The sequence below is a fragment of the Aeromonas sp. MTB genome (assembly GCF_056632455.1).
The window spans coordinates 2540117-2565043 of sequence record NZ_CP147026.1; the positions used below are offsets into that span (position 1 = coordinate 2540117).

At 56.0% G+C, this 24927-nt stretch carries 18 protein-coding genes; 6 read left to right on the forward strand and 12 right to left on the reverse strand.

Features of this window, described 5'->3' with window-relative positions:
- Positions 1–132: 132 nt before the first annotated feature.
- Positions 133–1167, reverse strand: a complete 1035-nt coding sequence (gene fbp / locus WBR25_RS11625; protein WP_005336993.1) for a class 1 fructose-bisphosphatase — start codon at positions 1165–1167, stop codon at positions 133–135.
- 382 nt (positions 1168–1549) lie between these two features.
- Between fbp and WBR25_RS11630 the strand changes: the two genes are divergently transcribed.
- Positions 1550–3166, forward strand: coding sequence for a peptide ABC transporter substrate-binding protein (locus WBR25_RS11630; protein WP_429106726.1), 1617 nt, complete (start codon positions 1550–1552; stop codon positions 3164–3166).
- Positions 3167–3269: 103 nt separating this feature from the next.
- Here WBR25_RS11630 and WBR25_RS11635 read toward each other — a convergent pair whose 3' ends face one another.
- The 3 genes from WBR25_RS11635 to sixA all read right to left on the reverse strand — a co-directional run bounded on the left by WBR25_RS11635 (position 3270) and on the right by sixA (position 5159).
- A complete protein-coding gene (locus tag WBR25_RS11635; protein WP_064338113.1) occupies positions 3270–4187 on the reverse strand; it encodes a DMT family transporter in 918 nt (305 codons plus the stop codon).
- Between the two features lie 164 nt (positions 4188–4351).
- Positions 4352–4558 (reverse strand): DUF1107 domain-containing protein, encoded by a 207-nt coding sequence (locus WBR25_RS11640; protein ID WP_005336998.1) that lies wholly within the window; start codon positions 4556–4558, stop codon positions 4352–4354.
- 133 nt (positions 4559–4691) lie between these two features.
- Positions 4692–5159, reverse strand: coding sequence for a phosphohistidine phosphatase SixA (gene sixA / locus WBR25_RS11645; protein ID WP_021230584.1), 468 nt, complete (start codon positions 5157–5159; stop codon positions 4692–4694).
- Positions 5160–5321: 162 nt separating this feature from the next.
- Between sixA and WBR25_RS11650 the strand changes: the two genes are divergently transcribed.
- Positions 5322–8108, forward strand: coding sequence for an insulinase family protein (locus tag WBR25_RS11650; protein ID WP_429106727.1), 2787 nt, complete (start codon positions 5322–5324; stop codon positions 8106–8108).
- Positions 8109–8450: 342 nt separating this feature from the next.
- Here WBR25_RS11650 and WBR25_RS11655 read toward each other — a convergent pair whose 3' ends face one another.
- Together WBR25_RS11655 and WBR25_RS11660 are read right to left on the reverse strand one after the other, a co-directional pair.
- Positions 8451–9098, reverse strand: coding sequence for a thiopurine S-methyltransferase (locus WBR25_RS11655; protein ID WP_479747982.1), 648 nt, complete (start codon positions 9096–9098; stop codon positions 8451–8453).
- A 283-nt stretch (positions 9099–9381) separates the two neighbouring features.
- Entirely contained in the window at positions 9382–10752 is a 1371-nt protein-coding gene (locus WBR25_RS11660) for a leucine-rich repeat-containing protein kinase family protein (RefSeq protein WP_479747984.1), read from the reverse strand.
- Positions 10753–11356: 604 nt separating this feature from the next.
- On the opposite strand from WBR25_RS11660, the gene WBR25_RS11665 reads away from it, so the two are divergent.
- Both WBR25_RS11665 and WBR25_RS11670 read left to right on the forward strand, forming a co-directional pair.
- Positions 11357–11749 carry a nuclear transport factor 2 family protein gene (locus WBR25_RS11665; RefSeq protein ID WP_479747986.1) on the forward strand — a complete coding sequence of 131 codons (393 nt, stop codon included), beginning with the start codon at positions 11357–11359 and terminating at the stop codon, positions 11747–11749.
- A 152-nt stretch (positions 11750–11901) separates the two neighbouring features.
- On the forward strand, positions 11902–12558 hold the full coding sequence (locus WBR25_RS11670; protein ID WP_479747988.1) for an HNH endonuclease: 657 nt from the start codon (positions 11902–11904) through the stop codon (positions 12556–12558).
- Between the two features lie 629 nt (positions 12559–13187).
- On the opposite strand, the gene WBR25_RS11675 is transcribed toward WBR25_RS11670, so the two are convergent.
- From WBR25_RS11675 to WBR25_RS11695, 5 genes are all read right to left on the reverse strand, one after another.
- Entirely contained in the window at positions 13188–14729 is a 1542-nt protein-coding gene (locus tag WBR25_RS11675; protein WP_479747989.1) for a hypothetical protein, read from the reverse strand.
- Between the two features lie 696 nt (positions 14730–15425).
- A complete protein-coding gene (locus WBR25_RS11680) occupies positions 15426–15698 on the reverse strand; it encodes a hypothetical protein (protein ID WP_479747991.1) in 273 nt (90 codons plus the stop codon).
- 379 nt (positions 15699–16077) lie between these two features.
- Positions 16078–17667 (reverse strand): glutamine-hydrolyzing GMP synthase, encoded by a 1590-nt coding sequence (gene guaA, locus WBR25_RS11685; protein ID WP_479747992.1) that lies wholly within the window; start codon positions 17665–17667, stop codon positions 16078–16080.
- Positions 17668–17751: 84 nt separating this feature from the next.
- Positions 17752–19215, reverse strand: a complete 1464-nt coding sequence (gene guaB / locus WBR25_RS11690) for an IMP dehydrogenase (RefSeq protein ID WP_005360033.1) — start codon at positions 19213–19215, stop codon at positions 17752–17754.
- A gap of 443 nt (positions 19216–19658) precedes the next feature.
- Positions 19659–20210, reverse strand: coding sequence for a cytochrome b (locus WBR25_RS11695; protein WP_429106732.1), 552 nt, complete (start codon positions 20208–20210; stop codon positions 19659–19661).
- A 289-nt stretch (positions 20211–20499) separates the two neighbouring features.
- Between WBR25_RS11695 and xseA the strand changes: the two genes are divergently transcribed.
- Positions 20500–21879, forward strand: coding sequence for an exodeoxyribonuclease VII large subunit (gene xseA, locus WBR25_RS11700; RefSeq protein ID WP_429106733.1), 1380 nt, complete (start codon positions 20500–20502; stop codon positions 21877–21879).
- Positions 21880–21995: 116 nt separating this feature from the next.
- Here the strand turns inward: xseA and WBR25_RS11705 are convergent, their stop codons facing one another.
- On the reverse strand, positions 21996–22715 hold the full coding sequence (locus WBR25_RS11705) for a GntR family transcriptional regulator (RefSeq protein WP_479747995.1): 720 nt from the start codon (positions 22713–22715) through the stop codon (positions 21996–21998).
- Positions 22716–22962: 247 nt separating this feature from the next.
- Here WBR25_RS11705 and mngA point away from each other — a divergent pair, with 247 nt between their 5' ends.
- Positions 22963–24909, forward strand: coding sequence for a PTS 2-O-a-mannosyl-D-glycerate transporter subunit IIABC (gene mngA, locus WBR25_RS11710; RefSeq protein ID WP_479747997.1), 1947 nt, complete (start codon positions 22963–22965; stop codon positions 24907–24909).
- Positions 24910–24927: the final 18 nt, after the last annotated feature.

Below are 24927 nucleotides of genomic sequence, written 5' to 3' on the forward strand. Positions count from 1 at the left end.
GGGAGAAGGGTCGGGGATGAGGGGACAGTGAAAACTATTCCTCTCACCCAGCCCTATCCCAGGGGGGAGAGGGAGTCGCGCCGGTAAATGTTGGGCTTCGCTGTGCTCAGCACCAACCTACACCTCTGACGATCAGCCCTGGTTGGCTGGATCCTCATGGGCGGAGAACTCGCGCATAAAGGCCTCGGCCCGCTCCACCATCTTGGTCGAGCCAACAAAGTAAGGGGTGCGCTGGTGCAGCGCAGTGGGTTGGATATCCATGATCCGGCCAAAACCGTCGGAGGCCTTGCCGCCGGCCTGCTCCACCAAAAACGCCATCGGGTTGCACTCATAGAGCAGGCGCAGCTTGCCGTTCGGCGAGTTGGTGCCGGACGGATAGATGTAGATGCCACCCTTGAGCAGGTTGCGATGGAAATCAGAGACCAGGGAGCCGATATAACGGGAAGTGTAGGGTCTGTGGGTCGCCTCATCGCGCTCCTGGCAATATTTGAGGTACTTCTTCACCCCGTCCGGGAACTTGATGTAGTTACCCTCGTTGATGGAGTAGATCTTGCCCTCTTCCGGAATACGGATGTTCTCGTGGGAGAGGCAGAAGCAGCCGATGGAGGGGTCGTAGGTAAAGCCGTTGACGCCAAAACCAGTGGTGTAGACCAGCATGGTGGAGGAGCCGTAAACCACATAACCGGCGGCGACCTGACGGTTGCCCGGCTGCAGGAAGTCCTCCAGGGTCACCGGCGAACCTTGCGGGCTCAAACGGCGGTAGATGGAGAAGATGGTCCCGACCGAGACGTTGACGTCGATATTGGAGGAGCCATCGAGCGGGTCGATCAGCACCACATACTTGGAGTTTTTGGAGAGCGGTGAGTCAAAGGCGACGAAGTCCTCTTCCTCTTCCGAGGCCATGCCACACACCTCGCCGCGCGCTTCCAGCGCCGCCTTGAAGCGTTCGTTGGCGTAAACATCCAGCTTCTGCTGCACCTCGCCCTGTACGTTTTCAGCGCCCATGGAACCGATAATATCCGCCAGTCCCGCCTTGTTGATCTCCCGGTTTACCACCTTGGCAGCAAGGCGGATCGAGCTGAGCAACGAGGTCAGCTCGCCGGTCGCGGTAGGATAATCCGCCTGCTTTTTGACGATGAACTCACCCATGGTGATCATGTTTCGCATTTTTGTTCCTTTAGATCGCATCCGTTGGCATTGAAAACGTTTGCAGGCGTCAGCAAAAAAAATGCCGATCACCGGCGGCCTTGATTTGTAACCTAATGTAACGTCTGTTTTTTGTTTTTGCAGCGAATTAAGCGGCCTATTAAATAGGCTATCTCGCCTAACGTTATGGTAAAAGACGCGTTTTATTCGGTTTCATTCGATAACTTTCGGACCCTTAATTCGTGGCAATAACCTGCTGCAAGCCATGAGTTGACTGGCCTTGAGCCATTAAAAATGGAGTCTGATGGGCCTGCCGTTCCCTCAGCCATTGCCTCTTGAGATCCGATCGCCAATCCAGCACACTGATTTCGCTTTGGAAGCAAATAAAACTCAAGGATTATCAATGAACAAGACTCTCATTGCCGGCATGGTAGCCGGACTGTTTGCCCTTCCCGCCTGGGCTGCCCAGGTGCCTGCCGGTACCAAGCTGCTGCCGGATGCCCAACAAATCTACGTGACCAATATCGGCACCGAACCCACCACCATCGACCCCCAGCTGGTGGAAGAGAGTGCCGGTAGTGCCATCGTCAACGATCTGTTTGAAGGGCTCTATGAGCTGGATAATACCGGCAAGATCAAGCCAGCAGGTGCCGTCAGCTACGACGTCGACAAGACAGGTACCATCTACACCTTCAAACTGAGGCCCGAGGCCAAGTGGTCAAACGGTGAACCGGTCACCGCCGCCGATTATGTCTACGGCTGGCAACGGGCGGCCGATCCCAAGACCGCCTCCAACTACGCCTGGTTTATCGAATTGACCGGAGTGGTCAATGCAAGCGAGGTGACACAGGGCAAGAAGAGCCCGTCAGAGCTCGGGATCAAGGCGCTCGATGACCACACCCTGCAGGTCACCCTGAAAAATCCGGTTCCCTTCTTCCTAAAAACGCTGGCCCACTACACCACGTTCCCGGCCCCCAAGGCCACCATTGAAAAATTCGGTAAGGATTGGGTCAAACCGGGCAATATCGTCTCCAACGGCGCCTTTGTACTCAAGGAGTGGACCCCCAACGAGCGGCTGAGCGCCGAGCGCAATACCCACTACTGGAACAACCAGCACACCGTCCTGAACAAGGTGATCTATCTGGAGATCGTCTCGGAAACCGCCGCCTACAACCGCTATCGCACCGGTGAACTGCACTACACCACTTATCCGCTGGAGCAGTACAAGCAGCTCAAGAGCAAGAGCCCGGAAGAACTGGTCAGCGTCCCCACGCTGGCCAGCTATTACTATGTCTTCAATACCCAGCGCAAACCGTTCGATGACCCGAAAGTACGCAAGGCGCTCTCGCTCGCCATCGACCGGGAGACCATCACCGACAAGATCCTGGGGCAGGGACAAATTGCCGCATATAGCTTCACGCCCCCCATTGTGGACGGTTTTGAATTGAAAAAACCGGCTAGCCAGCTGCAGAGCAAAGAGGAGCGGATCAAGCAGGCCAAAGCCCTGCTGACCGAAGCAGGTTATGGCCCGGACAAGCCACTCACAGTGGACATTCTCTACAACACCAACGAGAGCCACAAAAAGATTGCGCTGGCCGTCTCCTCCATGTGGAAACACAACCTGGGGGTCACTGCCACCCTCAACAACATGGAGTGGAAGACCATGGTCTCGGCACTGAACGAGGGGGATTTCGGGGTTAGCCGCTATGGCTGGAACGGGGATTATAACGATGCCTCCACCTTCCTCGACATCATGACCTCCAGCAGCAGTGCCAACAGCGGCAAGTGGTTCAACAAGGAGTACGACGCCCTGCTGGCCAAGGCCCACGACTCGCTGGATCCCGCTGAACGCAATGCCCTGTATCAACAGGCAGAGGCACTCATTGATGCGGATGCCCCCATCGCCCCCATCTATTTCTCGGTCAAATCCAGGTTGCTCAAGCCTTTCGTGAAAGGCTATCCCCACCTTAACCCGCAGGATGTGGTCTACAGCAAGGAGCTCTATCTGGTTGCCCAGTAACCGGCTAGGAAGATGTAACCATAAAAAAGCGCCTGCATTGCTGCAGGCGCTTTTCATTGGCGGCCAAGCAGGCCACTTGGCCCCTCTACGCTTTCGCGCAAGATTACTCTTCGGGACAGGGTGCCAGCACCACCCGGCGGCGACCCATCACCACCGGACGCACCAGCAGCTGTGCCAGCAAGACACCCAGCAGGGTCAGACCGCCCCCGATCAGGTGATAGCTGGTCAACCGCTCACCCAACAGGGTGATGGCAAGGCCAGCCGTCATAACCGGCAGCAGGTTCATAAAGATGGCGGTACGGTTGGCACCGAGCAGGGCGATACCCTGCATCCAAAGCCAGGGTGAGAGCGCCGAAGTGGGGATACCCGCATAGAGGATCAGCCACAGGGCCCGCCTATCAGGCCACTGGCCATCCACCAGCAAAAAGAAGGGGGTCAGGATCACCACACTGCAGATCACCTGACCGTAGAGCAGCGACCAGTTGTCGAGCCCAAGATCCCACTTCTTGAGCAGCACACTGTAAAGGGCGTAAGTACCCGCCGAAATCAGCATATAGACAGAGCCGATATGAATGCCTTGGGTAAACAGCCGGGTAGGATCTCCCTGCCCCAGCAAGATAGACAAGCCAAGGATGGAGAGCAGCGCCCCCAGTACAGCGCCCCAGGTGGGCCGCTCGCGCAGCAGCCAGATGCTGAACAACACGGTCAGCAGCGGCGTCAGTCCCATCATCAACCCCATCTCGGTGGCTCCCAGGGTTTGCGCCGCGTAGTAACCAAAAGTCTGGTTGAGCACCATGCCCAGCGAGGCCAGCATGGCGATCTGCCAAAGGCCAGCGCGCAGACGGGCACGCGCACGCCATACCCGACGGGCCAGAAACGGACTTAATACCAGCGCAGCCACCACCCAGCGCGACCAGGCCAAGGCTGCGGGGGACAACACACCAACCGCCAGTTTGCTGACGATGCCATTGCCAGCCCAGATGGCAATGCAGGAGAAGGGAAACAGAAAGGCAAGGGGCATGAGAGGATCCAGACCGAAGAGACAACAGCGGGCCAGTATAGAGGGCGATGGGAGATAAACAAAGGTGTGGGCCTGAACAGCCACGCGGTGAACGCCAGTCGCCAGAAACAAATATGCCCGCAAAAGTGCGGGCATATCAGTGCAGAAACAGGTTCAGAAGCGCATCACGCGGCATCCATGTGCAGTCTGGAGATCAGCTCGTTGACTTCGGTGACTGTCTGGCGGTGGGGAATATCCGCCGGATTCGGCATCAGCAACAAACCGGATTGGAAATCAAACCGCCCCCGACCATGGATGTAAATCCGACCTTTAAAGAAGGTTTTGACATGCTTTGCCACCATCAGTGGCAGGTACTTCTTGAACACTCTCATCGTTTGCAACCTCTTGCAGTTGTATCCGTATGACAGCAGCTTCTGCGAATTAATTCCGTAAATTATTTATAAAAATCCGGAAAACTCGCCCATCTCTTCCCAAAAAATTCAATCTGTAACTTTTTATTAACTTTTAGCCTATTGTATGCGGCCCTTCGAGCCAGAGCAAGGCTCCTTTGCCATCGTGCCACTCGATACAGGCGATCCCCGAGGTGGCGAACATGGGTGCTCCTGCGGCCGGGCAGAGGCTTTGCACCAGATAACCCACCAGCGGCAGATGGCTGACCATCAGGATCTGGTCATGTTGTTCAGCCAAAGTGGTGAGGTAGCTGGCCACGAAAGCGGGATCACCGTACGGGGTAATGTCGCCACTCTCTTCAACGGCTGCTGCGTCAGGTAATTCACTGCATATGGCTTGCCAGGTCTGGCGTGCCCGCAGATAGTTGCTGTGGATCACCCGATCCAGCGGGCCAATCAGCTGAGGCGCCAGCCAGCGGGCCATCTGGATAGACTCTTCAATACCCTGCTCGGTCAATGGACGCTGTTCATCTGTTTTCGCATTCATGCCAGCCTGGCCATGACGCATGATATAGATCTTCATTACAACCTCGCCCAACGGGCCTGTTTTGATAGCCGGGGGATCTTACCCCGCCACGGGTGTGGAAACAATTGCGCTACCTCTCAGAAAAGGGTTTGCCTGACGGGATAGCGGGGTCGATAATCATGTTTAAATTCAAATAAATCCAACGTGAGTCACACGCCAATGAGCCCATATGCCAGTCCCAATGACCATCGGCAATACCATTTTCTGGAGCTGGCCAACCGGCTCAGGGTCTTGTTGATTTGTGATCCCGACACCGACAAATCCGCCGCCTCGCTGGCGGTCAATACCGGCCATTTTGACGATCCCGCCGACCGGCAGGGAATGGCCCATTTTCTGGAGCACATGCTGTTTCTCGGCACCTGCACCTATCCCAAGCCTGGTGAGTACCAGCAATTTATGAGCCGTCATGGCGGCAGCAACAACGCCTGGACCGGCACCGAATTCACCAACTTCTTCTTCGAGATCGACAACGGCTTCTTTGAAGCGGGTCTGGATCGCTTCTCCCAGTTCTTTATCTGCCCCACGTTTGACCCGGAGTGGGTGGACAAGGAGCGCAACGCGGTCGACTCCGAGTATCGCCTCAAGCTGCAGGACGACATGCGCCGCAGCTATCAGGTGCATAAAGAGACGGTCAACCCGGCGCACCCCTTCTCCAAGTTCTCGGTGGGCAACCTCGATACCCTGGCCGATCTGCCGGGACGGGATCTGCGCTCCGACCTTATCCGTTTTTACGAAAGCCACTACAGCGCGGATCGCATGGCGCTGGTGATGATCTCGCCGGAATCCATCGATACCCAGTTGCAGTGGTGCTGTCGCTACTTTGCTCCCATTTTGAATCGCAATTTGGGAACCCCGACCCTCACCATGCCGCTCTACAGGCTCGATGATCTCGGCGTGCGCATCCACATCAATCCGGTCAAGGAGACCCGCAAGCTGTCGCTCAGCTTCCCCTTGCCCAATGTGGACGAGTTTTACGACAAAAAGCCCCTCACCTTCCTGAGCCATCTGATTGGCTACGAGGGGGATGGCAGCCTGCTCTCCCTGCTCAAGGCGAAAGGCTGGGTCAACCAGCTCTCGGCAGGTGGTGGCATCAGCGGCGCCAACTTCAAGGATTTTGGCGTCAACTTCGGCCTCACACCTCTGGGCCTTGAGCATGTGGATGACATCCTCGCCGCCCTGTTTGGTTATCTGAAACTGATTGGCCGCGAAGGGCTGCAGAGCTGGCGCTACGACGAAAAACGGACCGTGCTCGAATCGGCGTTCCGCTTTCAGGAGCGCGGCCGCCCCCTCGATACGGTGTCGGGGCTGGTGCTCAACCTCTTTAGCTACAAACCAGAGGATCTGCTCTACGGCGACTACATGATGCGCGAATATGACGAGGGGCTGATCCGCCGCTTCCTCGCCAAGCTCACCCCGCACAATTTGCGTATCACCATCACTGCGCCGGAAGTGGCGACCGATCGGCTGGCCCGCTGGTATCAGACCCCCTACAGCGTGGCGACCATTACCGAGGCCGAGAAAATTCGCTGGCAGCAAAGCGAGCCGGATCCGGCGCTGGCGCTGCCCAAGCCCAACCCCTTTATCAGCAGTAGGCTCGATCCGCGCACGCCCGAGCTTGCCGCCGACATGCCCGCCTGCCTTATCGATCGCCCCGGTTTTCGCCTATGGCACCTCCATGAGCACCTGTTCAGCGTGCCCAAGGGCAATCTCTATATCTCCATCGACAGCGAACATGCGGTCAAAAATCCGCGCAATATCGCCATGGCACGCCTCGCCGTGGAGCTGTTGGCCGACCACCTCAACGCCCTCACCTATCCGGCGGAGCTGGCGGGGCTGGGCTACCAGATCTATGCCCATCAGGGGGGCTTTACCATCAACCTGAGCGGTTTTGCCGACAAACAGCCGCTGTTGCTCGACATGATCCTCGGCAACCGCACCCTGGGGTATCCGGATCCGGGCCGCTTCGCCGAGATCAAGGAGCAGCTCATTCGCAACTGGGATAACCAGTCCAAGGCGCGCCCCATCTCCCAGCTCTTTAACCAGCTCACCAGCCTGCTGCAACCCAATAACCCGCCGTTCGAGCAGTTGCTGCGCCACCTGCGCACCGTCGAGCTGGAGGAAATGCCCGGCTTCGTGGCCCAGCTGTTTGGCGAGGTGCATGTCGAGGCGCTGGTACACGGCGACTGGACTGCCGCCGAAGCGCTGGAGCTGGCCGCCCTGATGGCGCGTCACCTGAGCGATATCAATGGCACCAGCAGCAAGCCGAGCGGCGAGACCCGCCGCCCGCTCATCTCCATTCAGGACAGGGGCACCCTTATTCGCGAGCAGGGTTGCGATCACGAAGACTCGGCACTGCTGGTCTACTACCAGTCCCGTACCACCCGGGCGCGGGATCTCGCCTGCTTCACCCTGGCAAACCACATCATGTCCTCCACCTTCTTCCACGAGCTGCGTACCCGTCAGCAACTGGGGTATGTGGTGGGCGCCGGCAACCTGCCCCTCAATCGCCATCCGGGGCTGATCTTCTATATCCAGTCACCGGTGGCGGGGCCGCAGATCCTGCTCGATTCGGTGGAGGAGTTTATCGACCTCTTCCCGCTCGCCATGCTCGAATTTACCGAGCAGCAGTGGCAGGAGAGCAAGGCGGGGCTGCAAGCCCAGCTGAGCGAGCGGGATGCCAACCTGCGCAGTCGCGGCCAGCGGCTGTGGGTCAGCATCGGCAACAAGGATCTGGGGTTTGATCAACGGGAGCGGGTCTGCGACGAGGTGGGCAAGTTGAGCCGCGCCGACCTGGTGCGCTTTATCACCCAGCTGCGATCGCGCACCTCCGATCGGCTGATCCTCTGCAGCTATGGTCAGGGGCACGAACATGACGAGCGGATCACCGGCCAGTTTATCGATGATCCACGAGCATTTCGGCTCAATGCCGCCACCTTCGAGGCCTGATCAGGCCTCGCACTCCTCCGTTTTTCCTGCCCACGGCAAATCGCAGGCAATAAAAAGCCGACCCATCAGGGTCGGCTGGAAAAACCATAACAATTGCGACCAAAGCCGCCAAAAGTGAACATGAGCGTGAAAATCAGACACTGAGTTGCTGATCAGCAAGCGGGAAAGACCCGATACTCGCTTTGCAATGCCAACAGTGATTGAGAAACAGCCTCATATTAGGCACTCCCCCCATCAGTCACGTTGATCTACGTCAAAGGAGGTAGCGAAGAGCGCACAGCCCGACGATTTGTCGGCGCAGATCACCCTTTGGCCGCCCGTTAGCTGCCCGTTAGCTGCCCGTTAGCCACGGCGAACCAGCCGGTAGGCTACCTCATCGAAGTAGGAGAGCTGACCCGACAGCACCCGCGGGTGATCCACTTCGGCGGCGCGCCCCAGCACCTCGATGCGAAAATCGCGCTCGAACAGGGCTCGCACCTCCATCTCCCCCACCGAGAAGGGGGGCTGACTCTGCTGCTCCGGCTGATATTCGAGGGTCACCAGCAGGATCTGGCCACCGGTCTCGACCAGCGAAGTGATAAGGGCAGCATATTGGCGACGCATCGCGGTCGGCAGGGCGATCAGCGCCGCGCGATCATAGACCAGCCGGTAACGGCGGCCCAGACTGGGGGCGGCGAAAAAATCCCCCTGAAAAATGCGCAGGCTGTCCACCTGATGGCACTGATAAGGGCCCACTTCGCTCACGGTCGCGGCGAGCTGGTTTTCACTGAAGAACTGGCTGACGGCAAGGCTCGATAGCTCGAAACCGTCGACCGGATGACCCTGAGCGCTCAGCCAGAGCATGTCGCGGGACTTGCCACACAGGGGAACCAGCACCGGCTCGTCCGCTTGCTGGGCTGACCACCAGGATTGCAGCCAGTGGTTGAAGTCCGCCTGATGAAAGCCAATCCGGTTCTCTTCCCAACGCTGATGCCAAAACGCAGCTTCCATCGTTATTACCCTTCTGTACTTAAAGATGCCTCAATATCACAACTTAACCGGCACCGCGCAACCCTCTGCCCTCCCCTTTTTGCCGCGCAGCCTCTGCGTGTTATCGGGCGAATGGCGGGACGTCACCTTTCCGTGCGCCTCGCTGTCGCAATGGGCGCTATTGGCTGCGTTTATGACGGACAAGACATACCAACCCATGCAAATACGTCATGCATTGATAGCCATTAATGAAAGAAGGGAATGACGTTGGCAGGCCAAAACGTGCCTGCCAACGCCAGAAAAATCACGACAGCGTGGCGCGAGCGGCCGCCAGCTGGCGCTCGATATAAGCAAAATCGGGACGATCTGCGGGGAGTTCCGAGAGGCAGGCCGCTTTGAGCTGATGCAACCCATCAAGCGGTGAGTCTTGCGTATCGCAATGGGCCAACAGCTCTTCCAGCAGGCAACCAAAGGCGCGCACTTCCAACCGCTCAAGTCCTACGGCCCGCTCGCGGTCGCAGCGGTCATATAAGGAAGCGGCGCCAAAATCCCCCAGCAGAGCGCGAGCCGGGGCGTCAGGCCCGCGGGTAAACAGAATATTGTGGCCGTAGAGGTCCCCGTGCATGATGCCCGCGCGGTGCAGATGGCCTGCCACCGAGGCGATGCCGTGGGCCATCGCCAGCGCATCCGGCACACTCAGATGCAGCCCCTCGGGATAGACATCCCGAGTGCAGGAGTCCAGGCTCGGCGGCCCGGCCAGATTGGCAAAGGCCGGGTCGATCAGCTCCATCACCAGCGCCGGAATGCCGGAGGGGTGATCCGCCACCTTGCCTATCACCTTGATAAGGTTGGGATGGCTGCCCGCCGCCAGCGATGCAGCCATCTCGCAGCGGGGCAGCCCGTCACTGGTCACCGCCCCCTTGAACAGCTTGACCGCCACCTGACTGGCATCGGCTCTGCCGCTCGCCTGAGTCACTTCATCAGCAGTATTACCCACAAGGGTGGCGCGATGGATAACGCCGGATGCCCCCTGTCCCAGCAACTCGCCCAGCGCCAGCGTCTCCCAAGCAAGGGGGTCGACATGAGCATCATCGATGGCCCGCGCCTCCGCCCCTTCGCTAAAGGGGTTGCCGGAGTAAGCGAGCCATGAAAGGCGCGGCAGCGAGAGCAGCCACTCGGGGAAGCATTCGATGCGGTTGGCGGCGATGCGCAGCAACTCCAGCTTGCGGCAGTTGGCAAGGCTCGTCGGCAACTCGCGCAGGCGGTTGCCCGCCAGCATCAGCTTTTGCAGGGCGTCGCATTGGCCCAGCTCATCAGGCAACTGTTCCACCGCGTTGTCGGTCAGGATCAGCCAGCGCAAACCGGCGGGCAGCGCCTTGGCCGAGACGGTGGCAATCCGGTTGGCCTTAAAGCCCACCATGGTGAGCGCCGGGCAACGCCCCAGCACCTCGGGCAGCTCGGTAAAGCGGTTCTCGGAGCAGAAGATGATACGCAGTTTGCCAAACCCGGCCAGCTCGTCGGGGAGCGTGCTTAGCTGGTTGCCGGTCAAATCCAGCACCTCCAGCGTCTCTTTCAGGCTCAAAATCTCGGTGGGGAACTCCGTCAGGTTTTCACAAAGCTTCAGATGGCGGGCACCGCACAGTTCACCTGCGCGCAGCTGTTCCAGAGTATGCATAACCGTTTCTCAATCCTGATGATCTGCCTGATGGCACAGCGACCATCAGCGCGCGCCAAACCCGGGTCCGGCGATTTAAAGGGGGGCATTATAAAGAATTCGGGACGCAGATCGCCCCTTTTATTGCCTTGGTGACGGGGCATGGCGCTCAGCAACACCGCCCCAGCGAATTGACGAAACACATAGGGTGCAATAAGCGCAGCGCACCGTTTGCAGAGCGGCTTTTTGGCAAGGTATGAGGAACAAAAGTAGAGGTACAATTTTATGGCACCCTACGGCACTATTGACCGCTACGCGGCGCTCAGAAAGGTGGGTGTCCCATTTTTCGCCCTTATGCTGATTTCTGACCTGCTCACGCAGGCGTGATCTGGCGGCGCGTGCCAAGAGTGCGCTGAGAACTGATTTTTTATACAGTGGTAACGGTGGCGCAAAAAGAGGAAGTCAAGCGAATACGCCCAGCATAAGAAGCAAAAGGGTAACATTATGATTTAATAGTTGTTTTTACTTGGCGGCAGTGAGAATGTTACGGAGTTATATGGAATGCTCTGCTAACGGATTAGTGCCGCCTTCTATCTAATCACTGTTATGTGCTAATGGAGAAAATATGAATTCCAAGGACGTTGTACTGTCATTCTGGAATGCTATGAAAACCAATGACTTTGCCAAAGCCAGTGAGTTCTTAAGCTTGGATTTCGAAGGTTTTTGGCCTCAGTCAGGCGAATTGATTCTTGGCCGAGAGAATTTTGTAGCCATTAATGCGCACTATCCTGCAAATGGTCATTGGTTATTCAACATTCACTCTGTTGTATGTGAAGGCGATAGCGTTGTAACGGATGTATCGATAACAGATGGTGTGCAAAAAGCCAGAGCTATTACATTCCATACTGTTGAGAATGGATTAATCACTAAACAAAAAGAGTTTTGGCCTGACGAGATACCACCTCAAGCATGGCGAGCTCAATGGGTTAAAATCGTATCGAATCAACCACGCACATAACAAACGCCTCAAGAGGGACTGTCAACGCGCGGCGTTTCCAGTCCCATTGAGCCGCGGTGGTTGCAGTTGTTGTGTTTGAGTGTAGTGGTAATGCGTTGCCAGCCCCTTAGGCGGGCGTTAGCTACATCTCAGTAGATAGGAAATTTAGTTTGATGTTTAAAAATCAGGTGATAGACAGAATTAACAAAGAGTTCGGGCTGCCATCGCGTGAAACGGTGAAAGTCACTGCATGGGATGTTGGAAGTGACCTTGGTGTAGTAGTTCAAACAGATCAACCAAATAAAGATGATTATGCTTTTGTATGGCTGCCATACCCCCCAGATTCGGAATCTGTACCAGAAATAGCTCTGGAATATGCAGCTGAATCTGGTCGGCACAGTAATACTTATCCATCCCCAGGGTTAGGAAAGGGAAAGCCTGCTCTAAAACTCATCATCACCAGCACTGAAGAGCTTGATGATCTGATAGCTTACATCAATGCTTTTAAGTCCTTTCAGCCACTACCTGATTTCAAGGTTAAGCCACGCCAGAACCTACAGCCTGAACCTGTCACTGACGAAAGCTTGATTCGTGTCGATATATCTTCAATGCCTATTCCTAAGCCAGTGAAGCCGCGCCGAGAGGCCATACCAAGAGCGGTTCAGAGGGAGGTTTGGCAAAGGGATGGAGGTAAGTGCGTAGAATGTAGCTCCAATGCAAAGTTATGCTTTGATCATATTGTTCCGTTTTCGAAAGGTGGGAGCAATTCGGTTAGGAACTTGCAATTACTTTGTGAGCGTTGCAACCTTTCAAAGGGTAACAGATTATAGTTGTCAGCTAACAATCGCAGGCATGGTGACGGCTTTTACATTGCGGCTGCGGGCGTTAGGTGCCAAGTGTACAAATCAAGCAGTATTGAGGAAGTTTTAATCAAACAAATCTGGGACACCCACCTTTTGAACAAATCTGGGACACCCACCTTTTTGAGCAAGGCGTAGCATAGCCCGAACCCAAAAGATAACCCAAAAGATGGGTGTCCTAGGTATCTCCCTTTAAAAAACACATAGCAAAGTGTTCAGGCCAAATCTGGGACACCCACCTTTTTGCCGTTTGTAGAGCGGCTTTTGGGCAAGGTATGAGGAACAAAAGTAGAGGTGCAATTTTATGGCACCCTACGGCACTATTGACCGCTACGCGGCGCTCAGAAAGGTGGGTGTCCCATTTTTCAGTCGATGTCCTAGATTTCGGGACATAAGAAGAATCGGGGCGCAGATCGCCCCTTTGGTTGCCTTGGCAAGACATGGCGCTTAGCCACACCACCCCAGCGGATTAACAAAACACGTAGGGTGCAATAAGCGCAGCGCATTGCACCGTTTTCAGAGCGGCGTGTGTGCAGTGTATTAGGAACAAAAGTAGAGGTGCAATTTCATTGCACCCTACGTCACTGTAGCAAATGCTCTTAAGAATTATCAGAACCCGATAACCTAAAGTTATCTCTAATCCAATCGAAACTCTCTATTCCAACAATTACATCTTCTACCTTAACAATCGAGGCTTTTCGACCATGAAAGAGATCATTTCTAAATCTCTGTATATGTGAGTATTGCTTGATTAGCTCCCTATACTTAGTTTGCATATTGACCATTTCAAATAGGTGCTTTAGTTTAGTAAATAGACTTACATGAACTTTTTTTTCGGGCCATTTTATCTTATCTTTCAATTCTGGATACTGACTTGATACAATATTTTCAGCATCGCTCCAAAAGGTTTTTGGACTTATCAAATCATCTTCAAGTGTCGTTAATCCAGACGCTTCAGCTATTAGAGGTATTCGCTCATAAAATAATGCTTCCACTCCAACATTCAGCCAAAAAAGAGCCTCTTCATTCTGTCCCATTTCAAGATACATTATTGAAAATGATCTACATTGCTCTGACCATTCTGGTTCAGATAACCTGCCCAAATCAATTGATATTGGGGTTTCTGGAGGGTTGAAAACATGCATTAATGCTGAAGGTGAACTCTTTATTTTCCATTCGATTTTATCGTTCATTGATGAACTTAAACACCATTCAATGTCGCCAATATCTGTAGGTGCTGGTATCCATTGAGTTAATCCACCGTGATATAATCTGAGACTCCAAGATACTTTTCTTACAATATCAAAAGCTATATTGAAACACTTTGGCCAACCATTAATAGGGCTTTTTTCCTTATGTATGGCTTGCAATGGAACCTCATATAAATCGCAATCAATCAGCGCATCAAAAATTAAATCTATTTCTGTATATCCACTATTCCATCTGGATGGGGACTTTTGCTGTATGACAGCGTCAGTAGTAATGAAAGATCCTTCGCATTGCGTAAATCTGGGCCGAGCCTTGATAATAACATTTACATTTTCCCATACAGTGGTTAGCTCTAAAGGTGATGCGTGAACTATGAATGGAATACGTGTTTTAATACTTGTTTTTAAAGATGCGTCTGAAATCCCCTGTAGGATAGATGAAACCTTATATTTTTCCTCTTGAAACTCTTTCAGTTTAATTGGATGTGATGGTACACAAACCTGTTCAACCTCATTTTTAATGGCTAGAACCTTTTTGCTGTCGATAGAATCAATTTGAACACCATCAAACTCACCATACATCCTGTTCCTGATGTCTCTAAGCGAAAAGGTTGCGGTATTAGTTGGGTCGTTTCTTTCTGATTTAATCAGTTCTTCTAGAAAATCAGAAAAATACTTCTGTCTTTTTCTTTCATAAACAAACGGCGTAGGTGCATTAAATCTATCAAAAGTAAGACATCCTGAATATAGGAAGTTTGAAATTGATGATCGCCTATTGACTTTATCTGAATTAATATTTTTTTTGAATTTTGAAAAAAGTAATATATATTCTTCTTCAGAATAGGAGCCATAGTGTCTTACTGAATCAAACTCTTCTGAAAACATAGATTCTAATTTTTTTAGAAACCGCAGCTTTTCTATTGTCTCAGACATAAAAACAACCCCATAGAATCATCAATGAATATGACGTCAATTAGAAGGAAGGCAGCACCAACCCAATAGCAAAGCCATTCTTACAATACCATCTGAAAATTGTTAAAATTTATTTAAAACTATATGATCACTAACGTACTTCACGTACCACATTAATTTCTTGTTATTTAAAATCATAACTACATATATAAAAACCATGCTAATTCAATAGATGGAACGACTAAATTTTGCCTGCGAGAACAAGTCAGATAAAAGATGCCATTCCATCACTGAAATATCAGTATGGAAACATACTGATCCTACTGAATCAATATCCCATTCATTTCTATCCACTGCAGCGCCGACCAACACTCGACGTTCTCGTGAAGCTCCCAAATGATACCCAAACTAAACCCCTACAACCTCTAGTTCGCAGCATTCACCCCATGTGATGTCCCCAGCGGAACTCACAGGTGACACCAACGAAGCCATTTCTAAACGACGATCTTAGTTAGCAAGGTAGGTAAGTAAAAGCAGATGATGATAGTTTCCTGAGCAAGATCAACAAATTAATCAATAAGTACAAATACTGGCCACATATCAGCAGTGCCGGAGCATAGATAAAGAAAAGACGCCCTAAGGCGTCTTTCTTTTATCTGGAGTCTGGAGCTAACCGGTTGAGAGCTTTCCCCCTCCCCGCCTTGCCCCGCAACGCAATCAGATCGGGGTGATGGAGGTGATATGGGCATCCCCGTCCAGTGATTTGAAGATCTGTACCACGGCTTCGCCATGGATCGGTTTGGCAAGCGGCACAGTGCTCTTGCACTTGAAGCGGTAGTTGGTGCCAGCCACCACTTGAGTGGAGACTTCAAAGGGTACGTACTGCACCCCGACAAATCCTTTCAGCGCTTGGTCAAATACCGCCTGATCCTCGGCGGTCAGCTTGTGATATACGGTCCATCCACCCACCAACACTGCTTGTTCTGACATATCAAACTCTCCGTGCTCTATGATCCCGACTCGTTTGGCCGTTCGGGCTGCGCCCCGTTGATTCAAGTGGTTTCCGGTCTCCACCGGGGTGTCATCACTGCCGGTTGGCGCGATGACGATGGGCCCGTTTGCGCAGCTATCTGCAACTGGATCAGCCCTCCCCCCAGCCACAAGCCGCTGTTGACAGCGGGCTCAATTGGCATGAGAGAGCCTAGTGCGGGATGGCAAAAATGCCCCTGTCACATATGACAGGGGCAAGGTGGCGAAAAAGCTGCTCGAAAAAAGAAGATGTGTTGCGCAAACGATTGAGAAAAGAAAAGACGCCTCAAGGGCGTCTTTTTGCATTTTTATGCTCGAAGGGCAGAACGGCGCGAGCCGCTTATTCCCATTCGATGGTTGCGGGCGGCTTGCCGGAGACGTCGTACACCACGCGGGAGATACCGTTGATCTCGTTGATGATGCGATTCGATACGTGACCGAGGAAGTCGTACGGCAGGTGAGCCCAGTGGGCAGTCATAAAGTCGATGGTTTCGACGGCGCGCAGGGCAATGACCCAGTCATATTTGCGACCATCGCCCATCACGCCAACGGAGCGCACCGGCAGGAACACGGCGAACGCCTGGCTGACCTGGTTGTAGAGGTCGGCTTTGCGCAGCTCTTCGATAAAGACCGCATCGGCGCGGCGCAGAATATCGCAGTACTCTTTCTTCACTTCGCCAAGAACGCGCACGCCCAGACCCGGGCCCGGGAACGGGTGACGGTAGAGCATGTCGTAAGGCAGACCCAGCTCGAGGCCGACGCGGCGCACTTCGTCTTTGAACAGCTCGCGCAGCGGCTCGACCAGACCCATCTTCATCTCTTCCGGCAGGCCGCCGACGTTGTGGTGAGACTTGATGACGTGGGCTTTACCGGTCTTGCTGGCGGCAGATTCGATAACGTCCGGATAGATGGTGCCTTGCGCCAGCCACTTGGCGTTTTTCAGCTTTTTCGCTTCGTCGTCAAACACTTCAACGAAGACGCGGCCGATGATCTTGCGCTTGGCTTCCGGCTCAGCCTCACCCGCCAGCGCGGAGAGGAAGCGCTCTTCGGCATCGACCTTGACGATGTTCAGACCAAAGTGGTCACCAAACATCTCCATCACCTGCTCGCCTTCATTCAGACGCAGCAGACCGTTGTCCACGAAGACGCAGGTCAGGCGATCGCCGATGGCGCGGTGCACCAGCATGGCGACCACGGAGGAGTCGACACCGCCGGAGAGGCCGAGGATCACTTCATCGTCACCCACCTGCTCGCGGATGCGGGCAACAGCGTCGTCGATGATGGTGGCCGGTGTCCAGAGGCATTCGCAGCCGCAAATGTCTTTGACGAAGTGCTCCAGCATGCGGGCCCCCTGACGGGTGTGGGTCACTTCCGGGTGGAACTGCACGCCGTAGAAACGCTTGGCCTCACACGCCATGGCCGCGTGCGGGCAGGTCGGGGTCTGGGCGATGGTGGTGAAGTCGGCCGGAATGGTGGTGACCTTGTCACCGTGGCTCATCCAGACATCCAGCAGGGCATTGCCGTTGTCGGCGATGGCATCTTCGATGTTGCGCAGCAGCGCGCTGCTCTTGCCAGCTTCGCCCAGCACTTCCACCTTGGCGTAACCGAATTCACGCTCGGTAGAGGATTGCACCTTGCCACCCAGCTGCTCGGCCATGGTCTGCATGCCGTAGCAGATACCGAACACAGGGACACCGGCGTTGAACACATACTCGGGGGCGCGCGGGCTGCCCGCTTCGGTGACGGACTCGGGGCCGCCGGAGAGGATGATGCCGCTCGGATTGAATTCGCGGATCTGCTCTTCGGTTACGTCCCAGGCCCACAGTTCGCAGTAAACGCCGATTTCGCGCACGCGGCGGGCGATCAGCTGGGTGTACTGGGAACCGAAGTCGAGGATAAGGATACGGTGCTGGTGAATGTCTTTAGTCATTTTATTCCTGCATCAGGCTGATGTTGTCACAAAGGGCACGGGATAAAAAAAGGGTGGAAAAACGGGGCGCAGGGCCCCGTTTTATCAGCCCATCCGATAGTTGGGGGCTTCTTTGGTAATGGTCACATCGTGGACGTGGGACTCCTTCATCCCAGCGCCGGAGATGCGCACGAATTCAGCTTTGGTGCGCATGTCGTCGATGGTGGCGCTGCCGGTCAGGCCCATGGAGGAGCGCAGGCCGCCCATCTGCTGATGGATGATCTCTTTGAGGCGGCCCTTGTACGGCACGCGGCCTTCGATGCCTTCCGGCACCAGCTTGTCGGCGGCGTTGTCGGTCTGGAAGTAGCGGTCGCTGGAGCCTTTGGACATGGCGCCCAGGGAACCCATACCACGGTAGGATTTGAAGGAGCGACCCTGATAAAGCTCGATCTCGCCCGGCGCTTCTTCAGTACCTGCGAACATGGAGCCCACCATGACGCAGCTGGCGCCCGCGGCAATGGCCTTGGCGATGTCGCCGGAGAAGCGGATACCGCCATCGGCAATCACCGGAATACCGGTGCCTTCCAGCGCGTCAACGGCGTCGGAGATGGCAGTGATCTGGGGCACGCCCACACCGGTCACGATACGGGTAGTACAGATGGAGCCCGGGCCGATACCGACCTTGACCGCATTGACACCGGCAGCAGCCAGCGCCTTGGCGCCCGCGGCGGTCGCCACGTTGCCACCGATGATCTGCAGATCCGGATAGGCGTCGCGAGTGGCCTTGATGCGATCCAGCACGCCCTGGGAGTGGCCGTGGGAGGAGTCGATCAGCAGCACGTCAACACCGGCTTCCACCAGCGCGGCGACGCGCTCTTCGTTACCGGCACCGGCACCGACCGCAGCACCGACCCGCAGACGACCCTTGTCATCTTTACAGGCGTGGGGCTTGCGCTCGGCTTTCTGGAAATCTTTAACGGTGATCATGCCCTTGAGTTTGAAGTCGGCGTTCACCACCAGCACTTTTTCGATGCGGTGCTTTTGCATCAGGGCTACCACCTCTTCGCGAGGGGCACCTTCACGCACGGTGACCAGACGATCTTTCTGGGTCATGATCTGTTCAACGGTCTGGGAGAGGTCAATCACGAAGCGCACGTCACGGCCGGTGATGATACCGACCAGCTGATTGCCATCAGTCACCACGGGGTAACCGGCAAAGCCATTCTTGTGGCTCAGCTCCTTGATTTGGGCGATGGTCATGTCAGGGCGCACGGTGACGGGGTCAGTGACCACGCCGCTCTCGTACTTCTTGACCTTGCGCACTTCGGCAGCCTGCTGCTCGATGGACATGTTCTTGTGGATAAAGCCGATACCGCCTTCCTGGGCCAGTGCGATAGCCAGACGGGCTTCGGTCACTGTGTCCATGGCAGCGGAAATCATCGGGATGTTCAAGCTGATGGCGGAGGTCAGCTTGGTACGCAGATCGGCAGTATTGGGAAGAACTTCGGAGTGGGCGGGAACCAACAGTACATCGTCGAAGGTTAACGCTTCTTTGGCAATCCTGAGCATGGCAATATCTCACCGTTGAGGAAGTGGGGGTGTAAAATATTGCCGACGAAGTTTACTCACGCATTGGTCACTGGTAAAGAAGTTTTTTGAATTTTTTATGGCATAGCCCTCTTTTAGGCGGCCAAAACGCCAAAAAACCAAGATTATCAGTACGAAAAGCGCCATTTCGGGGCAAAAGAGTTGGCTAGCCGGTGATTTATGCAAAACCGGTAGGTGCTGACGCAGCGCAACCCCCATGCAACGGGATGGTCGACAGGGGCTCAGGGGCAAGCGGCCTCTGCCCCCCCTCCCCTTGTTTTGTGTCCTTGTATTGTCTCTTGCCCTCGCGGCGACCACTCGCACCGGTATCATTCTCTTCTCAATGCCCTTTGCTCGGTCTGGATAATAAATTTCACCCGCTACCAATATATATTTCCCGGCACAACAAGGGGTGCCTCTCTTTATTATTTTTGCCCCACCATCCGCAACAAGGTATTATCTTTATCCAGCAGATGATGTTTCAACGCCCCGACAATGTGCACCAGCAAAAATGCCAGCATGACATATGGTAAATATATATGGACTGTGTGAGCAATATCCCGAACGGATTCACTAAATGGAATCACATTGGCAGGATCACGGATATCTGGATTCATCGGAATAATAGACCAGCCAAATATCGCAACACCTCGGCCAGCCGCTGCGGAATAACAGAGACCGGACACCGGAATAAGCAGCGTTGAAATCAGCAAACCCAAGTGGATCACCCTGGCTGTCAATGCCTCGTAAACAGGATATTGACGCACAGGCTCAGGCCATCCTTTAACAAGGCGGAGAATGGCGCGGGGCAGAATCAAGATCAGTGCAATCACCCCCAGGGATTTATGCAGGGCATAGAGATCCCATATTTCAAATTTCACCATCAGATAGCCCACAAGGGTCAGGCCAATCATCAGCAAGGCAACCGACCAGTGCAGCAAACGGGTCGTCAAACTTAAGTGGGTTGAGGGATTCATAAGTTACTCCAAACAGGGGGCGAGTAAACGCTGGTAAAGATGGTGGCGTCGTGAATATCAGCGGGACAAGAGATATCAACGGCATCGAGACAAGCCGTAACTTGGCCCGATGCGGGCAAGCGCGAGGGCTTTGTCGGGAGCCATACTGCCTGCCCGGATAAACGGCAGCGTTTCCAATCTTGCTTTTCTGCTGCCGGCGCCTCCTGCTTAACGCCCTCCCCCTGTTTCGGGTTAAGATAGCGGCCATCGTTTTATCCCGGCTCCGCCGGGGCAGACCACAGGTACGCCTTTGAACCGATTTACTCCATCCAGTACGGCGAACGGCCGCGAGCAGCAGGTCTTTACCGTCACCCGCCTCAACAGCGCCGTGCGCATGATCCTGGAGCAGGATCTGGGGCTGGTGTGGCTGACCGGCGAGCTCTCCAATCTGGCGATGCCAAGCTCCGGCCACTGGTACTTCTCCCTCAAGGACATGTCGGCGCAGGTGCGCTGCGCCATGTTCAAGGGCAACAACCGGCGGGTGGCGTTTCGCCCGCAGGATGGCATGCAGGTACTGGTGCAAGCGCGGGTCTCCCTCTATGAGCCGCGCGGCGACTACCAGCTGATCATCGAGTCGATGCAGCCGGCGGGCGACGGCGTGTTGGCCCTGCGTTTTGAGGAGCTCAAGCGCCGCCTCAGCGCCGAGGGGCTGTTTGACGAGAGCCGCAAGCGGCCGCTGCCCCGCGAACCGCGGGCGGTAGGCCTTATCACCTCCGCCACCGGTGCCGCCCTGCACGATATGCTGACGGTGCTTAAACGGCGAGCGCCGGATCTGCCGGTCTTTATCTACCCGACTCAGGTACAAGGGAGCGCCGCCATCAGCCAGATCGTCGCAGCGATCGCCAAAGCGAACCAGCGCGCCGAGGTAGATGTGCTGATCGTCGGGCGCGGCGGCGGGTCGCTTGAAGATCTCTGGTGCTTTAACGAAGAGGTGGTGGCGCGTGCCATTGCCCACTCAGCCATACCTGTGGTGAGCGCGGTGGGCCACGAGGTGGATGTCACCATCAGCGACTTTGCCGCCGACTTGCGTGCCCCTACCCCATCGGCCGCCGCCGAGCTGGTAGCGCCGGATCAGAGCGCCCGGGCCCAGCGTCTGGTTCACCTCAAGCAGCGACTGCTGCAGGCGATGAGCCGCCAGCAGACCGCCGCCCGCCACGATTTCATCCTGCTGCAAAAGCGGCTCGACCATCAGGACCCGAAACGGCGGCTGGAGCAGCAATCCCAGCGCCTCGACGAACTCTCCACCCGTTTGCAGCAGCTATTGCGCCAGCGACTGCATCAGGGTGAGCGGCGCCTCACCAACCTTGAGCTGCGCCTGCAGGGCAAGAGTCCGGAGCGCCTCTTGGCAGCTGGCAAGCGCCGCCATCAGCTGGCCGAGGAGCGACTCTATGCCCTGATTGCCAAGCGGCAAGACCTTGCGAGTCACCGCCTCGCCATGCTCACCGCCCGCCTCGACGGGGTGAGCCCGCTTGCCACTCTGGGGCGCGGCTACTCCATCACCCGCACTGCGCGTGGCGAGGTTATTAGCCGCGCCGATCAGGTCAACAGCGGCGATCAGCTCATCACCACCCTGGCGCAAGGGAGCCTGCAGGTGCGGGTCGAGGAAGTTATCAAAGACTCTGCGCAGTAGGTCGGCTACATCAAACCACCAGCCAATCTGCTATTCAGCCTGGCAATCAGCCAAAAACAAAGGCCACCACCGCAAACAGGGTGGTGGCCTTTTTCATCTCGGGTGCTGGCGCCTGCTCACCCCTTGGCGCGGCGGGCGACCAGCGTGAACTTGTAATCATCGCTCTTGAAGAAGTTGCGACTGAACTCGAACACGGTGCCATCTTGCAGGAAACCGCGGGAGACCTTCTCGATAATGGGCTTGGCAGGGTCGATACCGAGCGCCTCCACCACCTGCGCCGAGGGGAGCACCGGAATGATCTCCTGCTCGCTGCGGTCGATCACCAGCTGCTTCACCTCTTCGATGTAGTGGTACTTGGAGCCCTGCATCACCGCATAGCTGAGGTCGGGGAAGAGGGCGAGCGGCATCCAGGTCTCCTCCAGCGTTACCGCGATCTGGCGAATAAAGCGCACCCGCTTGACGTAGTAGACCAGCGCCCCTTCCAGCAGATTGAGCCGCTCGGCCAGCTCGCTGCTCGCCTTGATCACCTCGAAGGCGAGAACGTCGCTGTGAGTCTCGGCCGCCGGATCGGTCACCTTCTCGTAGAGGCTGGTGAGCTGATAGATGTCGTAGTTCACCTTCTCCTGCCACACATAGCTGCCGCTGCCCTGAATGCTCTCGATGACGTTGAGCTCGGTCAGCTGCTTGAGGGCCTGACGCACCGTCACCCGGCTCACCCCGAACTGCTCGCGCAGCTCGGCTTCGGTGGGCAGGGCATCGCCGGGGGCCAGCTCCCCTTGCGCGATCCACTGCTGGATGGTGTCGGCTATCTGGCGATACATGGGTTTTTTCGACACGAAAGGCCACCTCGTCGGCTCTGCGCCATGATAAATAGAAGAGGCGCCATTCTACCCCACTTGCCCGGCAGACAAAACGGCTCGGCCTCATTTGACCTAACAAATCACCTTGAATCAACAATACAAAAACAATACAAATAATGAATTGTATGATACCACTCACAAAAATCAGTCAGCCGGTTTGTTAGCATCGCTGTCACTTTCACCATGACGGCTTGCTGGCAAGCCAACCTGACAGAGGATCATCATGAATCTGACCAGTCTTACCGGCCCCCATCTCATCACGTTGCAAACCCGGTTTGCCGATCGGGATGCGGCCATTCATGCCCTGGCTGATCGGCTCGATCAGGCCGGCAAGCTGCACGACAAGGCTGCCTTTCTGGCTGCGGTCATGGCCCGCGAGGCGCAGGGCCCCACCGCCCTTGGCGAAGGGCTGGCAGTGCCCCACGGCAAGTGCGATGCGGTGCGCGAAGCAGCCTTTGCCGTCGCGACCTTGAGCGAGGAGCTGGGCTGGGAGGGGATCGACGGCCCCGAGCCGGTCAACCTGATCTTCATGCTGGCGATCCCGACCGATCAGGCGGGCTCCACCCATATGCAGCTACTCACCACCCTCACCACTGCCCTGGTGGATGACGATACCCGCGAGGCGGTGCTGGCGGCCCAGAGTGCCGAGCAGCTGATGGCGCTGCTTGATGGTGAAGGGGATGGCGACAAGCAACCAGAAAAAGAAGACAACTTAAATACAAATAAACCCACTGTGGTCTGTGTCACCGCCTGCCCGGCGGGGATCGCCCACACCTATATGGCTGCCGAGTATCTGGAAAAAGCGGGGCGCAAACTGGGCATTCGGGTACTGGTCGAGAAGCAGGGTGCCAACGGCATCGAGGATCGCCTGCCGCAAGAGGCGCTCGATACTGCGGTAGCCTGCATCTTCGCCGCCGAGGTGGCCATCAAGGAGCAGGAACGTTTTGCCGGCATCCCCCGGATCGAGACGCCGGTGGCCGAGCCCATCCGCCATGCCGAGCGGATCCTGAATGAGGCGCTGGAAGCGGCCAAGGCCGGTCGCACCGCCCCGACCCCCAACACCAGCCAGAGCGATGCTTCAAGCGGCAAGAAGGTGAGCCTCAAGACCGAGCTCAAGCAGGCGTTGCTGAGCGGTATCTCCTTTGCCGTACCGCTGATCGTGGCGGGCGGTACCGTGCTCGCCGTCTCTGTGCTGCTGGCCCAGATCTTCGGCCTGCAACATCTGTTTGATACCGAGAACTCCTGGCTCTGGATGTACCGCAAGCTGGGCGGTGGCATGCTGGGCACCCTGATGGTGCCGGTGCTGGCGGCCTATACCGCCTATTCGCTGGCCGATAAACCGGCGCTGGGCCCGGGCTTTGCGGCGGGGCTGGCCGCCAACATGATTGGCTCCGGTTTTCTCGGCGGCGTGGTCGGTGGTCTTATCGCCGGTTACCTGATGCGTTGGGTCAAGCAGCATGTGCGCCTTAGCCCCAACTTCAACGGCTTTCTCACCTTTTACCTCTATCCGGTGATCGGCACTCTGGTGGCGGGCAGCCTGATGCTGTTTGTCATCGGCCAGCCGGTAGCCTGGCTCAACAACAGCCTCACCGAGTGGCTCAACAGCCTCTCCGGCACCAATGCGCTGGTGCTGGGCGCCCTGCTCGGCTTTATGTGCTCGTTTGACTTGGGTGGCCCGGTCAACAAGGCGGCCTACGCCTTCTGCCTCGGCGCCATGGCCAACGGGGTCTACGGCCCTTACGCCATCTTCGGCGCGGTCAAGATGGTCTCGGCCTTTACCGTCACCTTCTCCACTATGCTGGCGCCGCGCCTGTTCCAGACCTTCGAGATCGAGACCGGCAAGTCCACCTGGCTACTGGGGCTGGCGGGGATCACCGAGGGCGCCATTCCGATGGCCATCGAAGATCCAATCCGGGTGATCGGCTCCTTCCTCGCAGGCTCGGTGGTCACCGGCGCCATGGTGGGAGCCATGGGGATTGGTCTCTCCACCCCGGGGGCTGGCATCTTCTCCCTGTTCCTGCTCCACGATGGCGGCCACGGCGCCCTGATGGCTGCCGCCGTCTGGCTCGGTGCGGCGCTGGTGGGCACCCTTATCTCCACTGTGGTGCTGATCGGCTGGCGCCGTCACGCCATGCAGCGCGGCACCTATCAGGTGGTTGCCGCTGAGTAAGGCTCATCTTCACAACCG

What these genes read in the sequence shown, in the direction of transcription:
- fbp (WP_005336993.1), bottom strand. Translation starts at nt 1,167, where the DNA reads ATGCGAAACATGATCACCATGGGTGAGTTCATCGTCAAAAAGCAGGCG.
- WBR25_RS11630 (WP_429106726.1), top strand. Translation starts at nt 1,550, where the DNA reads ATGAACAAGACTCTCATTGCCGGCATGGTAGCCGGACTGTTTGCCCTT.
- WBR25_RS11635 (WP_064338113.1), bottom strand. Translation starts at nt 4,187, where the DNA reads ATGCCCCTTGCCTTTCTGTTTCCCTTCTCCTGCATTGCCATCTGGGCT.
- WBR25_RS11640 (WP_005336998.1), bottom strand. Translation starts at nt 4,558, where the DNA reads ATGAGAGTGTTCAAGAAGTACCTGCCACTGATGGTGGCAAAGCATGTC.
- sixA (WP_021230584.1), bottom strand. Translation starts at nt 5,159, where the DNA reads ATGAAGATCTATATCATGCGTCATGGCCAGGCTGGCATGAATGCGAAA.
- WBR25_RS11650 (WP_429106727.1), top strand. Translation starts at nt 5,322, where the DNA reads ATGAGCCCATATGCCAGTCCCAATGACCATCGGCAATACCATTTTCTG.
- WBR25_RS11655 (WP_479747982.1), bottom strand. Translation starts at nt 9,098, where the DNA reads ATGGAAGCTGCGTTTTGGCATCAGCGTTGGGAAGAGAACCGGATTGGC.
- WBR25_RS11660 (WP_479747984.1), bottom strand. Translation starts at nt 10,752, where the DNA reads ATGCATACTCTGGAACAGCTGCGCGCAGGTGAACTGTGCGGTGCCCGC.
- WBR25_RS11665 (WP_479747986.1), top strand. Translation starts at nt 11,357, where the DNA reads ATGAATTCCAAGGACGTTGTACTGTCATTCTGGAATGCTATGAAAACC.
- WBR25_RS11670 (WP_479747988.1), top strand. Translation starts at nt 11,902, where the DNA reads ATGTTTAAAAATCAGGTGATAGACAGAATTAACAAAGAGTTCGGGCTG.
- WBR25_RS11675 (WP_479747989.1), bottom strand. Translation starts at nt 14,729, where the DNA reads ATGTCTGAGACAATAGAAAAGCTGCGGTTTCTAAAAAAATTAGAATCT.
- WBR25_RS11680 (WP_479747991.1), bottom strand. Translation starts at nt 15,698, where the DNA reads ATGTCAGAACAAGCAGTGTTGGTGGGTGGATGGACCGTATATCACAAG.
- guaA (WP_479747992.1), bottom strand. Translation starts at nt 17,667, where the DNA reads ATGACTAAAGACATTCACCAGCACCGTATCCTTATCCTCGACTTCGGT.
- guaB (WP_005360033.1), bottom strand. Translation starts at nt 19,215, where the DNA reads ATGCTCAGGATTGCCAAAGAAGCGTTAACCTTCGACGATGTACTGTTG.
- WBR25_RS11695 (WP_429106732.1), bottom strand. Translation starts at nt 20,210, where the DNA reads ATGAATCCCTCAACCCACTTAAGTTTGACGACCCGTTTGCTGCACTGG.
- mngA (WP_479747997.1), top strand. Translation starts at nt 22,963, where the DNA reads ATGAATCTGACCAGTCTTACCGGCCCCCATCTCATCACGTTGCAAACC.